This is a genomic window from Roseibium sediminis, assembly GCF_008711325.1.
GTDB classification, from domain to species: Bacteria; Pseudomonadota; Alphaproteobacteria; order Rhizobiales; family Stappiaceae; genus Roseibium; species Roseibium sediminis.
Map to the genome: position 1 here is coordinate 1 of NZ_VXDB01000051.1, position 12,834 is coordinate 12,834.

At 57.2% G+C, this 12,834-nt stretch carries 20 protein-coding genes; 15 read left to right on the plus strand and 5 right to left on the minus strand.

The annotated features are described in order from the left end of the window. Nucleotides 1–50: 50 nt before the first annotated feature. From F0155_RS23855 to F0155_RS22535, 6 genes are all read left to right on the plus strand, one after another. A complete protein-coding gene (locus tag F0155_RS23855; RefSeq protein ID WP_150526821.1) occupies nucleotides 51–1,160 on the plus strand; it encodes a phage tail protein in 1,110 nt (369 codons plus the stop codon). A 10-nt stretch (nucleotides 1,161–1,170) separates the two neighbouring features. Further along, nucleotides 1,171–1,914 (plus strand): hypothetical protein, encoded by a 744-nt coding sequence (locus F0155_RS22515; RefSeq protein ID WP_150526822.1) that lies wholly within the window; start codon nucleotides 1,171–1,173, stop codon nucleotides 1,912–1,914. Continuing rightward, nucleotides 1,911–2,408: a C40 family peptidase gene (locus tag F0155_RS22520; protein ID WP_208999417.1), complete on the plus strand. Its 498-nt coding sequence runs from the start codon at nucleotides 1,911–1,913 to the stop codon at nucleotides 2,406–2,408. The genes F0155_RS22515 and F0155_RS22520 overlap by 4 nt, the downstream gene beginning before the upstream one ends. An 83-nt stretch (nucleotides 2,409–2,491) precedes the next feature. After that, nucleotides 2,492–3,715, plus strand: coding sequence for a phage tail sheath protein (locus tag F0155_RS22525; protein WP_150526824.1), 1,224 nt, complete (start codon nucleotides 2,492–2,494; stop codon nucleotides 3,713–3,715). Nucleotides 3,716–3,759: 44 nt separating this feature from the next. After that, nucleotides 3,760–4,290 (plus strand): phage major tail tube protein, encoded by a 531-nt coding sequence (locus F0155_RS22530; RefSeq protein WP_150526825.1) that lies wholly within the window; start codon nucleotides 3,760–3,762, stop codon nucleotides 4,288–4,290. A gap of 14 nt (nucleotides 4,291–4,304) precedes the next feature. Beyond that, nucleotides 4,305–4,637 carry a phage tail assembly protein gene (locus tag F0155_RS22535; protein WP_150526826.1) on the plus strand — a complete coding sequence of 111 codons (333 nt, stop codon included), beginning with the start codon at nucleotides 4,305–4,307 and terminating at the stop codon, nucleotides 4,635–4,637. Nucleotides 4,638–4,791: 154 nt separating this feature from the next. On the opposite strand, the gene F0155_RS22540 is transcribed toward F0155_RS22535, so the two are convergent. Continuing rightward, nucleotides 4,792–5,016, minus strand: a complete 225-nt coding sequence (locus tag F0155_RS22540) for a hypothetical protein (RefSeq protein WP_192913868.1) — start codon at nucleotides 5,014–5,016, stop codon at nucleotides 4,792–4,794. Next, on the minus strand, nucleotides 4,997–5,494 hold the full coding sequence (locus F0155_RS22545) for a hypothetical protein (protein WP_150526827.1): 498 nt from the start codon (nucleotides 5,492–5,494) through the stop codon (nucleotides 4,997–4,999). The genes F0155_RS22540 and F0155_RS22545 overlap by 20 nt, the downstream gene beginning before the upstream one ends. Before the next feature lie 171 nt (nucleotides 5,495–5,665). On the opposite strand from F0155_RS22545, the gene F0155_RS22550 reads away from it, so the two are divergent. The 7 genes from F0155_RS22550 to F0155_RS22580 are packed head-to-tail and all read left to right on the plus strand — an operon-like array spanning nucleotide 5,666 to nucleotide 11,141. Next, a complete protein-coding gene (locus F0155_RS22550; RefSeq protein WP_150526828.1) occupies nucleotides 5,666–8,104 on the plus strand; it encodes a phage tail tape measure protein in 2,439 nt (812 codons plus the stop codon). Next, nucleotides 8,104–8,532, plus strand: coding sequence for a phage tail protein (locus F0155_RS22555; RefSeq protein WP_150526829.1), 429 nt, complete (start codon nucleotides 8,104–8,106; stop codon nucleotides 8,530–8,532). The genes F0155_RS22550 and F0155_RS22555 overlap by 1 nt, the downstream gene beginning before the upstream one ends. A gap of 3 nt (nucleotides 8,533–8,535) precedes the next feature. Further along, nucleotides 8,536–8,760: a tail protein X gene (locus F0155_RS22560; protein WP_150526830.1), complete on the plus strand. Its 225-nt coding sequence runs from the start codon at nucleotides 8,536–8,538 to the stop codon at nucleotides 8,758–8,760. Between the two features lie 2 nt (nucleotides 8,761–8,762). Further along, nucleotides 8,763–9,818: a phage late control D family protein gene (locus F0155_RS22565; RefSeq protein ID WP_150526831.1), complete on the plus strand. Its 1,056-nt coding sequence runs from the start codon at nucleotides 8,763–8,765 to the stop codon at nucleotides 9,816–9,818. Nucleotides 9,819–9,844: 26 nt separating this feature from the next. Next, nucleotides 9,845–10,567, plus strand: coding sequence for a peptidoglycan-binding protein (locus F0155_RS22570; protein ID WP_150526832.1), 723 nt, complete (start codon nucleotides 9,845–9,847; stop codon nucleotides 10,565–10,567). 13 nt (nucleotides 10,568–10,580) lie between these two features. After that, nucleotides 10,581–10,781 carry a hypothetical protein gene (locus F0155_RS22575; protein WP_150526833.1) on the plus strand — a complete coding sequence of 67 codons (201 nt, stop codon included), beginning with the start codon at nucleotides 10,581–10,583 and terminating at the stop codon, nucleotides 10,779–10,781. Beyond that, nucleotides 10,782–11,141 (plus strand): hypothetical protein, encoded by a 360-nt coding sequence (locus F0155_RS22580; RefSeq protein WP_150526834.1) that lies wholly within the window; start codon nucleotides 10,782–10,784, stop codon nucleotides 11,139–11,141. It abuts the gene before it with no gap. 94 nt (nucleotides 11,142–11,235) lie between these two features. On the opposite strand, the gene F0155_RS23515 is transcribed toward F0155_RS22580, so the two are convergent. Then, the gene (locus tag F0155_RS23515) at nucleotides 11,236–11,379 is read right to left on the minus strand and encodes a hypothetical protein (protein WP_161599884.1); all 144 of its coding nucleotides are present in this window, start codon (nucleotides 11,377–11,379) and stop codon (nucleotides 11,236–11,238) included. Nucleotides 11,380–11,408: 29 nt separating this feature from the next. Between F0155_RS23515 and F0155_RS22585 the strand changes: the two genes are divergently transcribed. Further along, on the plus strand, nucleotides 11,409–11,771 hold the full coding sequence (locus F0155_RS22585) for a peptidase M48 (protein WP_150526835.1): 363 nt from the start codon (nucleotides 11,409–11,411) through the stop codon (nucleotides 11,769–11,771). Then, complete coding sequence (locus F0155_RS22590; protein WP_150526836.1) at nucleotides 11,764–12,069, plus strand: ABC transporter substrate-binding protein; 306 nt, start codon at nucleotides 11,764–11,766, stop codon at nucleotides 12,067–12,069. The genes F0155_RS22585 and F0155_RS22590 overlap by 8 nt, the downstream gene beginning before the upstream one ends. Before the next feature lie 81 nt (nucleotides 12,070–12,150). On the opposite strand, the gene F0155_RS22595 is transcribed toward F0155_RS22590, so the two are convergent. Then, nucleotides 12,151–12,519 carry a hypothetical protein gene (locus F0155_RS22595; protein WP_150526837.1) on the minus strand — a complete coding sequence of 123 codons (369 nt, stop codon included), beginning with the start codon at nucleotides 12,517–12,519 and terminating at the stop codon, nucleotides 12,151–12,153. A 40-nt stretch (nucleotides 12,520–12,559) separates the two neighbouring features. Beyond that, the coding region (locus tag F0155_RS22600; RefSeq protein WP_150526838.1) for a DUF5131 family protein at nucleotides 12,560–12,834 on the minus strand (275 nt) is incomplete at its 5' end.

Consider the following 12,834-nt stretch of genomic DNA (forward strand, 5'->3'; position numbering starts at 1 on the left):
GCCCGGCCATCCGTTGCCGAACTTCGCGCCTATCCACTTTGAGGTGAAAGATGGTCACTGACGCAAAAACACAAGTCGGCAATCTGCCAAAGCCGCATCCAGATAACAATGTGAACGAGGATTTCCAGCGTGTCGCACAAACGCTGGAACAGATTGCAGCGTGGCTGAACACTCTGCAAACCGGGTTGGCTCAGGTTCCAGGTGCAGGCCACCAACACGAGATCGGCGACATTCAGGGGCTGACACTTCAACTCCAGACCCTTGCTGATGGGCTGGCAAATCACACCCATAGTTTTGCGGGGCTCACCGGCGTCAATGTGACGGGGGCGAATGAAGGCCAGATCCTTCAGTATTTGGCTGGAACCATTCAGGCGGTCGTTGCCAAGGCGCAATTCTTCGCCCACGATCCCATTTCCGGCTTGACCTCAAACAACGTCCAGTCCGCGCTATCTCAGCTGGCCTCGCAACTCGATCAGTTGCGCGGTGGGAATGCTCCAGAGACCTTGGATACCATCATTGAGATTGCTTCAGCGGTTGGAAATAATCAGGCGTCTTTGCTGGATCTTTTGGAGCAGATAGGACAGCGGGCAACCAAGGTCGAAGTGCAGAATGCGGTTGACCTCCTGTCTGATCAGATTGATGCATTTGAGGGCATCGCCCCTGGTTTCATCGCGCCCTATGCAATGTTTACGCCGCCAGATGGCTGGCTTGAATGCAACGGCGCTGCGATTTCCCGCACGGCCTATGCCGCCCTGTTCAATGTTCTAGGGACAGGTTACGGCGCCGGTGATGGGGCAACGACATTCAATGTCCCGGATCTAAGAGGTGAGTTCATTCGAGGCTTCGACAACGGACGCGGGGTCGATCCGGGTCGAGGGTTCGCCACTTGGCAGGGCAGTGAGAATAAAACCCACGCACACTCTGCATGGACAGATGTTCAAGGTGCCCATCAACACGGCCTCTACCTGCACGGTCGTTCAGGGAACAACGCTGGCGTGATCCGAAATCCATCATGGTGTTACGACGACTGGGCTGCTGGGTGGGCTTGGGCTCACACCGATGTTCAGGGTGCCCACGGACACAACGTCGGTATCGGACATACCGGTACCCACGAGGCACGCCCGCGAAACGTCGCTTTGAAATTCCTCATCAAATACTAGGAGCCCCACAATGCTTGTCTACAACTACGCAAGCACCGGCGAATATATTTCAACGGCGGAAGCGCTCCCCGATCCTTTAGTTCCCGGCAACTATATTATTCCGGCGAACGCCACGACGATCAAACCGCCTGCGACCGCTGAGGATAAGCGGCCCGTGTTCACCGGAAAGAGCTGGATTGTTGTAACCGATCTGCGAGGAGCTGTTTATTGGGGTGCCGATCTGGTTCAGCGGGTGATTACCACACTTGGCGAGGAAATCCCGGAAGGCCACACCACCATCAAGCCACCTGTGCAGCGTGAGAATGAGGCAATTGAGCTGGTGAATGGCGAGTGGGTCTTAAGACCTGACTATCGCGGAACCATTTACTGGACATCGTCCGATGAATACGCGGTGATGAACGAGCTAGGCCACCTCCCTGAAGGGGCAACGACGACCGCACCGCCAAGTCCTGAGTACACGCTTGAAAACGGCCAGTGGGTTCCACCGACTGCCGAGAGAAAGCGTGCGTTTATGCCAGCTCTTTCAGCCCGCCAATTCAGGATCGCGCTTCTCTTGAACGGGACGCCCGCGTCAGCAGTGGAAACAATCATTTCCCAAATTCCTGATCCTACCCAAAGAGCTGTCGCAGAGGTCGAGTGGGAATATGCAACCTCGTTCACGCGAGGGCATGAGCTTGTTGTTACCCTATCGACCGCACTTGGTTTCACGCCGGAGCAGGTCGATGAGCTATGGGAGGGGGCCCTGGAGCTTTGACGGGCTTCCCATCCTCCTACACTGCCCTACGGCAGGACATCCGCTCCGGTGATCTGATTGCGTTTCGTGGCAATGGGCCGGTGTCGCGCCTGATCCGGCATGTCACGGGCGGCCGCCATACCCATGTCGGGGTGGCGTTCCGATATGGAGGGCGCTTGTTCGTTCTTGAGGCGCGGGAGAGGGCCGGTGTCCAGATCCGCGCCTGTTCAAATGTCGGGGCATTTGACTGGATCGAAACCGGGTTGAAATGGACTGACGCAGCTGAAAACTTCGCGTTCAGCAAACTCGGAAAACCCTATTCCTATCTTGATGCAGTTCGGGCGGGACTAGGCGCAAGGCTTCGCGGGACAGGCTACATCTGTTCCGAATATGCCGCTGAAATCCAGCTGAGATGCGGCGGTGTCGATGCGACCGCCATCCCTATGGCCACCCCGGTCAAACTGGTCGACTTCTGGCTTAACACGGGCGCCCGAATGCGGGCGGTCCGGACCTAACAACAAATCACGTCAATCAACCACCACCTTACGTTCTGGCTGACAGCGGAGCGGATGGGTGCTTTTGCGCGAGGAGATCCGCAATGTCCGATCCTGTCATTGGAATGACCTTTGAGATGTCCGAGGATGACGTCAGTTCCGTTGCCGGTGCTGATCATTCCCGCGCTCTCCTGATCGAAACATCCGAGGATGCATCGGATATCGAGATCCCCTTGAACACGCCGGTTCGCGCGTCAACCGGTGACGCGAACTTTCGCGCAGCACTTGGCTCGGGCCCGCTATACGACGCCATCTTCGGTATTCGCCGGCAGGTCGGCGGGCTGAACGCGGAAGCCGATGTCACGGTGGTTCGTGTCAAGGAAGAGGCAACACCTGCAGCAACCTGCGCAAACATTGCTGCCATTTTGGACGCCGTTGCGGAAATTCCTCCCAAGGTCAACGCGACACCGCGTCTGGTCTGGGCGGGGCGCACGGACTGGCGACCTGACGGACTTACAAAGAACCCCGTCATCACTGCCCTTGAACCGGCCCTTGAAACCCTGCTTGCCGTTGCTCCGGTGGATCTGGATGGAACCACACGCGATCTGGCGATCGATGCCCGCGAAACCATCGATTCCGAGCGCATTCTGCCGATCGGCATTGCCTCCAGGGATTGGCACGGGGACCAACTGGTCACCGTTCCTACCGGGCCGCGCGCGGTCGGGCTTTTCATTGCCGAAGACAAGCGTCATGGAGGCAAGCCGTTCGATCCGATCTGCAATCGGTCGATGAACATCGCCGGCGTATCGCGGGATATCGGTTTCAGCCTGTTGTCTGGTGCCAATGAGGGCCAACAGCTTCTGGATGCTGAAATTGCCATCATCGACCAAGGGGAAACCGAGGTTGATGGTGCGTCTGCCGATGGCGGCTTCATCTTCTGGGGCGTGGACAGCGCCACCAATGACGAGGTCTGGAAGCAGATCCATCAGGTGCGCGGGTCGGACTATCTCAAGGTCAAGATGATGAAGATCACGCGTCGGCAGCTTGGCCGCCGCGGCAAGCCACGCACCATGCAGGTGTTTCTTCACAGCCAGAAGAAGATGCTGGAGGCGCATAAGAAGGCCGAGGATATTCTTGGTTTTGAAATGCGTTTCGACCCGGACCACAATGCTCCGGAAGACATCGCGCTTGGTCACTTCGATGTCAGCTTCAACATCGAATACACCCCGTCAATCAAGAAGGTGAATCACCGTATCGGCCGATATCGCCCGGCGCTCAAGGGGTATGTGCGCGATCTGATGAGTTCCATGAACTCCGCCCTCTACTGATCCGGCAAATCCAAACAAGCTGACACACCAACGGAGTTGATCTGATGCAACCCTTCTACATGCTGGCAGGCGTGGATTTGCGCCTTGCCGATGACGACAGCGACACGCGTGCCCTGACACTGACCAAGCTGGCCCTGCCGCCACTGAAGCTGGCCAAGGCAACCCACGATCCAGCGGGCGGAGTGGGCGCGGTTGGCTTCGTCATGCCGCGGCTGGAAGAACTCAGCCCGAAGGCAGAAATCGCGGGTCTTGATGAACGCTTCATCAGCCTGATCGGGATCAAGCAGGACTATGAGTTTGCCAAGTCGTGGCAGGACAAGGAAACCGGGGAGTATTTCGCCGCACGCGGGGAAATCAGCGGCGTCTTGCTGTCTTGGGAGCCTGATGAAGCCGGGGGCGGGGCGGAACTGCACAAGTGCAATCACGAGTGGGCGGAAGTCACCCGGTACTCCTACTACATCAATGAGCGTCGGATCTTCGACTACAACTTCTTCGCCAAGGAAGCCTGGTTCGGAGACAATGACCTGCTTGCAGACTTCCGCCGCAGTCTTGGTCTCGGCGGAACACGCGGTTAAGGGAGGGGGTGATTATGCTGAAACCGGTAAGGCTGCCTCTGACCGCAGAGGCTGAATGGGGCGGGGACACGATCACCGAGTTGACGATCCGCCCGGTTCGGATGATCGATCTGGAAAACTCCGATGGCGCTGAAAACGAGGAAGAGGCTTTCAAGATCCTCCTTGCCGGGATGATCCGCATGCCGATCGAGTTCTTGGGCGAGTTGGCACCGGATGATTGGGAGGCGCTGGCCCTTGCCAGCCCGCCTCTGATGGGTAAACGCGCCCAAGAGATCATGGCGAAGCAGAACCAAAAACCCGCTACACCCAAAAAAAAAGCGACCCGGACTCGGTCGAAGCGCTCCTAGAAAAGGTGCATGGTGAACCGGAGGAAACATTCGTTCCCATTCGTGACATGATCATCATCATGGCACGGGAAACGATGACCCCGGTTCAGCAAATCAGGCTTTGGACTGTCGACGATTTTTTCCTTTACGCCGACAGTCTGATGCGGCTCCGGCGTCAGTCGGTGAAACGGTAGGACTTGGCGACACGCCGGATCTGGGCGCAATGGGCAGTCTTCGTCGAGGCCGTCATGTCGGCGAGATTGTATTTGGTTCCATCCGTCATGACGCTGAGTTGCGAGGCAAACTCCATGTCATCGGCAGGGACCGTGTTCTCGATCCATGCTTCGATCAGGTCACCAGGCCTGTGCAAACCATTCAGTTCAGCCAGACCACGGCGCACGCTGGCTCTCCGCGATCGACTGGCACTCGATGATCGGCAGAGCGGTGCAAGCCACGTCGATGACATGATCCAAACAGACAACCGAATAGTGCAATATCGGCTCATCGAGCACTTGATCGGCAAACGTGGATTTCTGGATGAAATCGAGAAACGCTGATCGGGAATGTGAGCGCAGCTTTCGTGAGAAATCTTCTTCAGGTTCCGGTTCAACGTAACTTTCGCTTCTGATTGAAAAACCAACATAATTTTCGAACGTTATCGTGAAAGTCCTGAAATTGGGTTCGCTTGTGATGGCGTGCCCCCTTCCCAGTACCTTATCAATTTTGGCATCGCCGGTCTTGATTGGGCTGAGTTCCTTTTCTGCGCGCGCTTCCTGCACGACAATCCGCAAATCAAGACAATCAGGCGCTTCTTCATGGCTGACCAGGAAGATGTAGGGACAGGAATTCAGAGCGGATAAATTGTCGTCGCTGCCCATTTGAAATGTTCCCCGGCTTGTCAAGATAACCTTATACGAGCGTAGTTCAATCACGGCAATTTGCGCCCGCTCCGCAAATGCGCTGGTCGCACTGCGACAGGCTTTTGCGCGCCCGCTTCTCTGAAAACATCACCACGAAAACCGTTGCAACTCTCCAGGATTTGAAGCGCAATGGCAGTTCTTTCCTCAAAACTGATTGTCTCCCTGATCGATCAGGTCACCAGACCTGCGCGAACGATTGCCGGTCAGGTTGGTCGTATGACCGACCAGCTACGGCGCAATCAGCGCGACATGGCGCGCATGCGTGGATCGATGGTGGAAGGGGCTGCAGCCGGATATGCGCTTGCCCGTGGTCTGGCCGCTCCCGTGAAGGCGGCCATGGCCTTTGAGGATGCGATGGCGGACGTCAACAAGGTGGTGGACTTTTCCAAGTTCGAGACGCCGACCAGCCTGAAGGATCTTTCGTCATCCATCCTGGCCATGAGTCGGGATATTCCGCTGGCAGCAGACGGGATTGCCGCCATCGTGGCTGCAGCCGGGCAATCCGGAGTGGAAGGCGAGGAACTGCTCACCTTTGCCGAAATTGCTGCAAAGGTGGGCGTTGCATTCGACATGAGCGCAGACAAAGTCGGCACCAACCTGGCGAAAATTAAAACCAACCTGAGTTTAACGGTGGGCGAAACCGAACTTCTTGCTGACGCTATCAACCACCTGTCGAATACGTCTGCGTCAGAGGCACCAACACTTCTAGATTTCATGCGGGCTGTCGGATCAGTCGGCAAACAACACGGATTCACAGCGGAACAGACGGCAGCTATTGGCTCGGCCATGATTGCAGCCGGTGCGCAGGCGGATGTGGCAGCAACATCCTTCCGTAATGTCGGTAAGGCGTTGGCGCGTGGGGAATCAGCCACCGCGCGACAGAGGGCTGCCTACAAGCGTTTGGGGCTTGATGCAAAGGCAGTAGCCAAGGCGCTCCAGCAGGATGCCGTCGGCACCCTGAATTCCGTGATCGAGCTTGTTCGCCAGCTCCCGAAGGAAGTGCAGTCGTCGACTGTTTCCGATCTCTTCGGGGACGAGGCGCGCGCGATCATGCCCCTGATCGAGAATACGAAGCTGCTCAAGCAGTCCCTCGGGGAGGTGGCCGATCAGTTGAACTATACCGGTTCTGCCCAGCAAGAATTCGGTATCCGGTCTAAGACGGCGTCAAACAGCCTGCAACTGTTGCAAAACCGGGCGCGAGAAGTGGCGATCTCTATCGGGAATGCGCTACTTCCGGCGATCACCGGTTTTTCCGAAACGGTCGGGCCCTTGCTCACCAAGCTTTCCGAGTTGATCAGCGCCTATCCCAAGGTAACAGCAGGTGTGGTCGGTCTGGTTTCCGCGTTGGTCGGTTTGAAGGTTGCGGCCATAGGGGCACAATTTGCCTTCACGTTCCTGAAAGGCGGTGTTCTGTCTGGTGCTGTCGGGGTAGCGCGGGGGGCTTCCCTGATCGTTGCCGCATCCAGACAGGTGCGCATGGCAATGCTCGGCTTGTCCCTGTTGTCAGGGCTCGGGTCCGGCGCTCTGGTTTCAGCAATCGCACCCGGGTTGGTTGCTGTGGGGGCGGCATTGAAAGGCGTCGCGATTGCCGTTGGCGCTGCCATTGCTGGAATTACTGCCCCGATCTGGAAGTTGATTGGTGCCGTCGCCGCCGTTTCTCTCGCGATCTACAATTATTGGGAACCAATCCGGGAGTTTGTGACGGGCTTTGCCTCCGCAATTTTGGGGGCGCTCGATCCGGTTATCACGGCCATGACAGATTTCGGAAAGCGGCTGGCAACTGCGGTAGGAACCTGGGCGAAGGAAAAGCTGATTGATATAGGCGATTTGATCGGGTTCGATCGAGCCGAAGTCGAGTCCCTGATCAATGAAGCGGTTGCCATGGTCACGGGTTTGGCGGATCGGGTTATTGCTGCGGTCGGGGGCATCCCTGCTGCCGTGGGGGGCTGGATCTCCGATCTCTTTTCCATGAACGATTACTCCGCCGAACAGGAGGCCGAGTTCCGCAGTGCAGGCGAGCGTGCAGGGCGAGCAGCGGTTGATGCCATCAAAAGCGCCTTTTCAAGCCTCTCCAATGGCATGCAGGCACTGGGTCAACAAATGATGGATGCCCTGCTGCAGGGCATAATCGACGGGGCCAAGGCAATTCTGAGCTATGTCGGCAATCTGGGATCTCAGATCAAATCCAAGATCATGGGGTCGGTATCTGGAGCGTTCGACAGCGTGAAGGGCTTCTTCGGTGGCGGCTCAGGAACCAAGGTGGCCGGGGAGCGGGCCGCGGGTGGTCCGGTGAAAGCCGGTCTGACCTACATGACAGGCGAGCGCGGGCGGGAACTCTTCACGGCTCCCGCGGACGGCTATGTTCACAATGCGGGTGCGACGGACGCGATCCTGAAAGGCAAGGGCGGCACTGCAGCCCCTGGGGGACGAAGTCTGACCATACAGAGCCTGACCATGGCCATCTACGAGCAGACCGATGCCCGTGCCCTCTATGAGCAATTCATGGACCTTTTGGCAGAGCAGGAGCGCAGACTTCACGCTGACATTGAACACGCGAGCGCCGGTTGATGCTTTACATTCTTGGAAACGTTCAGATCGAAACTTTCCCTTTTTCCATCTCCGGCGTGCAGGAAGAAGGGGAGGCCAGCATTGTTTCCAAAGGAGTTCTTGGGCGTTCGCCACCCAAGGAATTTACAGCGCCTGCCGATGAGGATCTGACACTGACGGGCGAAATCCTGCCGCACAAGATTGGCGGTATGGATGAACTTGACGAATTGCGCGCCATGCGCGACCGCGGCGAACGGTTTCGGGTGGAGCGCGGCGATGGTGTTGGACTTGGCTGGTACGCAATCAGGTCAATCAGCAAAGCCCATAGCGACATCATGGCAGGCGGTGTGGGCTTCCGTGTTGCGCACACGATCAAGCTGACCTCGACCGATCGCAGCCGCGAAGACGGACAGAACACCCTTCAGAAGCTGCTCTCACTTTTTGGATAGATCATGCGGGAACTCACCATCAAGCGGGACGGCGTCACTCTGGATACGCTGCTTGGAATGCCGGAGAGCCCCCGCGCTGCGAAATTGCTGGCCAAGGCATATGAGCTGAACCGGGGCATTGCTGATGGCGGTTTGTTTCTGCCTGTTGGTGCTGTGGTCAAGATCCCGGACGAGATCGATGTGCCGGAAGAAGCAACCATCCAATTTGCAATCTCGCTGTTCAGCTGATCATGACAAACAGACCCGGGCCGAACGATAACTGGAAGGTGGACTGGAAGGTCTACGTTGGCGGCGAGGATCGTTCGTCGGTCATGCATCCCTATCTTCTGTCAATCGGCGTTTCGCTGAAGGATGGAGGTTCGGCAGACACCTGCAGGCTGTCTTTCAATGACGGGTCAGGCGAAATCAAATTGCCGGAACCGGGGGATTCGATCGAGATCGTGGTGAAGGACAGGATTATCTTCTCCGGTACCAGCGATGAACCAAAATTCACCTTGAACAAAAATGGCGGATCCGTGCTGTCCATGTCTGGCAGCGGGGTTGATATGACCGGACCGGTCAAAAAGCCGCTTTCCTTTCACATGGATGATGCATCCCTCGGGGATGTCATGCGCAAGGCGGCTGAGCTTTCCGGCATTCGCAACATGCGGATTGATCCAGCCTACGACAAGATCCGGCGCGACTACTGGCTGGTCAACAGGCAAAGCCTGATGTCGCTCGGGGATCGCTTTGCAAGGGAACTTGCAGGCACATTCAAGTTTGCCGGTAATGAGGCCGTTCTTGCCAAACGCGGAACGGGTCTTGCGCCAAGCGGTATCCTTATGCCGACCGTACTGGCCGAATACGGCAAGAACCTGATCTCGGTCGATGTGACGCCTGTTTCGCTTCGCCGCGTCTTCAGCTCTACGAAGGTGATCTGGTTCGATCAGAAAACCGGCCAGCACCGGGAGGTTGAAGAGCAGGGCGAAGGGGATGCTGGCGAAGTAGACGCTGTCAACGTGTCACGGCTTTTGGCAGCAAGCGAGGATCAGGCGCGCGAGCAGGCCTCTGCCCGGAACCGGGAAAGCTCTCAAAATCGCGGCTCTGGCAGGATTACGATTGACCTGGACCCGGATGCACAGCCGGAAGGGCTCTGCATGTTGAAGGGGGTTCGGGTCGGCGTGGATGGCAGCTACCGGATTGGACAGGTGGAACACTCCGGCTCTCCTTCGAGTGGTTCGACGACACAATTGTCGGTTCGCCAACCACAAGACGGGGCGGGCAAGGACACGCGTCCGACCCGCTGAAACTTCCCAAAACTCAGGAGGACGTCATGTCCCGAACGTTCGAAGAGTGGCTGCAAAGTCGCTTGACGGCGCACGGCTTTGCCTGCGGTGTGATTGATGGTGTGATCGGACCAAAGACGCTGCTCGCCTTGAAAGGCTTTCAGCGAGCCCGGGGACTCGGGCCAACCGGGCTGGCCGACGAGGGGACAGTGGAGGCGCTGAAAGCGCCGAGCTCGCGGGTGGCGATCGAGGAAACGAGCTTCATTCCCGATCGGGATCAAGACGTGGCGGATGATCAACGCCACGGGACATTTCCACGGCAGTCTGACGCCATGGGTTTTTACGGGCCTGTCGGCACCAGCCAGACCCGGATCAGCGTTCCATGGGACATGCGCCTTGCCTGGGATCCGTCGACCACGGTTCGCAACATCACTGTTCATGAAAAGGTGGCGCCATCTGCCCAACGTGTTTTGAACCGGGTGCGCGGAATCTATTCCGATCGGGAAATCAAGTCCCTCGGGCTCGACCTGTTTGGAGGTTCGCTGAATGTCCGGCGCATGCGCGGAGGCTCACGGTACTCCATGCATTCCTGGGGTATTGCCATCGACTTTGATCCGGAGCGTAACCGGCTCTCTTGGAAGAGACCGCAGGCCCGCCTGTCGCGAGATGACGCGATCCAGTTCTGGCTGGAATGGGAGAAGGAAGGCTGGGTGTCGCTAGGGCGCGCTCGAAACTTCGATTGGATGCACGTTCAGGCCGCGCGCCTTTAACAGGAGATCCCCAATGCAAAAGACCCTGAAGCGGGAAACCGCAATTGTCTTGCTCGTCTTTCTTCTCGGGCTTTGCGCCTATGACGTCGGGCAGAATGGGGAGACCCCCGCACTTGCCTGGGCAAACCTCCTGATATGGCCGGTCTTCACTTTCGCAGCCGGCGCCTTTGGGCTGGATGCTCTGGCAAAGCAGATCAGGGGGAGGGGCGATTAGATGGCGAGCACCTTGATCAAGGCTGTTTTGGGTACTCGCACGGGGTGTGTGCTTGTCGCGATCCTTTCGCTTATGGCCGTCCTGTTCATCTGGCACAAGCTGGACAAGTCCAGCGCGGTCCGCACGGCGGTTGTCGGCTATGTGGCGAAGGTCGAACTTGAAACCGCCCAGGCGGAACTCACCGAAATGCGCCGCCGTCGTGCGGCGTTTGAGGCGGCAAACAGCCTGCTGAATTCCAGAATTGAACAAGCAGAAACGCAAGCGCAGGAAGCGGCACTGGAGTTGGAATATTATGAAAGTACCGTTGGTGAAGCTTGCCGTGTTGACCGCGCTCTTCTTGACCGGTTGCACAACCGTTGACCAGAGGTTGGAAGCGGCTGCTGAAGCTGCCGGGGAAACCCGAGCTAGTCGCCTCCTGCCTTCACTGCCCGGCGATTGCCGCCGACTTGAAAGATCAGGCGTGCGCGCCGGGGAACCGCTCGACACAGCGTTGATCCGGACCGATCAGGCACTCGGCCGCGCCAACAGCCGTGTGCAGCGCTGCGCCGGTTGGTACGACACGCTTGTCATAGGGATAGCGGAAAACAAAGCACCTCATTGATTGCATAGAAGGGAATTTGGTGGGTCATGGATATTGAACAGCATTTCGGGGTCAAACTGTCTGCAGTCGTGGCCGGTCTTGTTGGAGCAGTGGTGAGCCTTGGCTATATGCGTGAACTGACACCGGGCCGCGCGTTCTTGTATATCCTTACAGGAACGGCTTGCGCGGCCTACGGAACGCCTTTGGTTGTAAAGTGGCTGGCAGTGTCCGGAGCGACCGAGAACGGTGTTGCATTTCTTACCGGCGTCGTTGGCATGAATATTCTCGCTGGCGTGTTCAAGGTCAGCGAGCGTTTCAAGCGCGAGCCGGTCAAGACATTTCACGCTCTAAAAAATGCGCCATTGGATGCGTTGAAAGAAAAGCCATCAACGGAGAGCAAGGATGTTTGAAACTTTCTTGCTCTGGCTGACGATCATCATCGACCCGATTGCGGCGTCGGTGATACTTGTTGCTCTCTTTGTGAGCCCCTGGCTGCAAGTGGCCCCGCTGTGGCATCGGTTTGGAATGGTGCTGGTAGTTGCCGGGCTTTATGGTCAGACATTCCGGAACTACGTCGCGCTTACAACCGGAATGGCTCCAAGGGACAGTGAAATGCCCTGGTGGGTTCTGAAAGACCTTGGACTCACGTTTCTTGCCTTCCACTTCCTATTCATGTGCCTGAGAAAATGTAAGGAGGGTAGCGGGTAGGGGCGTCCTTTTCATTCTTCGTCTGTGACGAGTTCAACGCGAACTTGGCCAATGATTGCTTCCGCGCTCATAGTCGAGGGCTCACTCCGTGAGCTGATGGACAACGGATTTGATGTCTTCGAATCCGGTCCGCTCAAGCTGGTTGATGAAGCAGGAAATTCCGCAGGCGAGGATCAGCTCAACCTTCGGATTGTCTTTATTGGTTTCCAGAAACGAGACGACGGCGTCCCGCATGGCGTCCTGCATTTCCTGAGCAAGCAGCGCAGATGCCTGGAGTTTTGGTTCCCTCATCAAAGCGTGTTTAGCCTCGGCATGATCGGCCTGAGCCTGCGTCAACCGGGCTCTTGCTGTGGCGAACGACTTGCGGAGGTCTTCCTCCGAATTCTTACGCTCAGTCGACACGCTATCAATGGTTTGTTGACTGGTGGTCTTTGGCGTTTGCTTGCTCATGGCTTTTCTCCTCTATCCGTCAGCACAGGGGCCTTCTTTGTTACGCCGCGAGCGGTTGAGGATAGCCGTCATGAATGACCCCATCCAATTCCCGCCCTTTGGCTTTAATTTCTTTCTGGTTGATGCCTTCCCATTGCTTGAACAGGAACGGGACGCCAGCAGCGGCGCACTGGTCGCGCAGTGATCGAAACCAGTCCGGGTCGGCGCGGCGATATTGCGCGCCGCTTTCGCCGCCAGTTATCACCCAAGACGGCATGATTTTGATCCTCCCCCTTTGAATTGGTCCGCCCCTATAGTTAGGAAACGGAGGATCAG

What these genes read in the sequence shown, in the direction of transcription:
- F0155_RS22525 (WP_150526824.1), top strand. Translation starts at nt 2,492, where the DNA reads ATGTCCGATCCTGTCATTGGAATGACCTTTGAGATGTCCGAGGATGAC.
- F0155_RS22575 (WP_150526833.1), top strand. Translation starts at nt 10,581, where the DNA reads ATGCAAAAGACCCTGAAGCGGGAAACCGCAATTGTCTTGCTCGTCTTT.
- F0155_RS22565 (WP_150526831.1), top strand. Translation starts at nt 8,763, where the DNA reads ATGACAAACAGACCCGGGCCGAACGATAACTGGAAGGTGGACTGGAAG.
- F0155_RS22585 (WP_150526835.1), top strand. Translation starts at nt 11,409, where the DNA reads ATGGATATTGAACAGCATTTCGGGGTCAAACTGTCTGCAGTCGTGGCC.
- F0155_RS23855 (WP_150526821.1), top strand. Translation starts at nt 51, where the DNA reads ATGGTCACTGACGCAAAAACACAAGTCGGCAATCTGCCAAAGCCGCAT.
- F0155_RS22590 (WP_150526836.1), top strand. Translation starts at nt 11,764, where the DNA reads ATGTTTGAAACTTTCTTGCTCTGGCTGACGATCATCATCGACCCGATT.
- F0155_RS22550 (WP_150526828.1), top strand. Translation starts at nt 5,666, where the DNA reads ATGGCAGTTCTTTCCTCAAAACTGATTGTCTCCCTGATCGATCAGGTC.
- F0155_RS22535 (WP_150526826.1), top strand. Translation starts at nt 4,305, where the DNA reads ATGCTGAAACCGGTAAGGCTGCCTCTGACCGCAGAGGCTGAATGGGGC.
- F0155_RS22555 (WP_150526829.1), top strand. Translation starts at nt 8,104, where the DNA reads ATGCTTTACATTCTTGGAAACGTTCAGATCGAAACTTTCCCTTTTTCC.
- F0155_RS22515 (WP_150526822.1), top strand. Translation starts at nt 1,171, where the DNA reads ATGCTTGTCTACAACTACGCAAGCACCGGCGAATATATTTCAACGGCG.
- F0155_RS22530 (WP_150526825.1), top strand. Translation starts at nt 3,760, where the DNA reads ATGCAACCCTTCTACATGCTGGCAGGCGTGGATTTGCGCCTTGCCGAT.
- F0155_RS22580 (WP_150526834.1), top strand. Translation starts at nt 10,782, where the DNA reads ATGGCGAGCACCTTGATCAAGGCTGTTTTGGGTACTCGCACGGGGTGT.
- F0155_RS22545 (WP_150526827.1), bottom strand. Translation starts at nt 5,494, where the DNA reads ATGGGCAGCGACGACAATTTATCCGCTCTGAATTCCTGTCCCTACATC.
- F0155_RS22595 (WP_150526837.1), bottom strand. Translation starts at nt 12,519, where the DNA reads ATGAGCAAGCAAACGCCAAAGACCACCAGTCAACAAACCATTGATAGC.
- F0155_RS22560 (WP_150526830.1), top strand. Translation starts at nt 8,536, where the DNA reads ATGCGGGAACTCACCATCAAGCGGGACGGCGTCACTCTGGATACGCTG.
- F0155_RS22570 (WP_150526832.1), top strand. Translation starts at nt 9,845, where the DNA reads ATGTCCCGAACGTTCGAAGAGTGGCTGCAAAGTCGCTTGACGGCGCAC.
- F0155_RS23515 (WP_161599884.1), bottom strand. Translation starts at nt 11,379, where the DNA reads ATGAGGTGCTTTGTTTTCCGCTATCCCTATGACAAGCGTGTCGTACCA.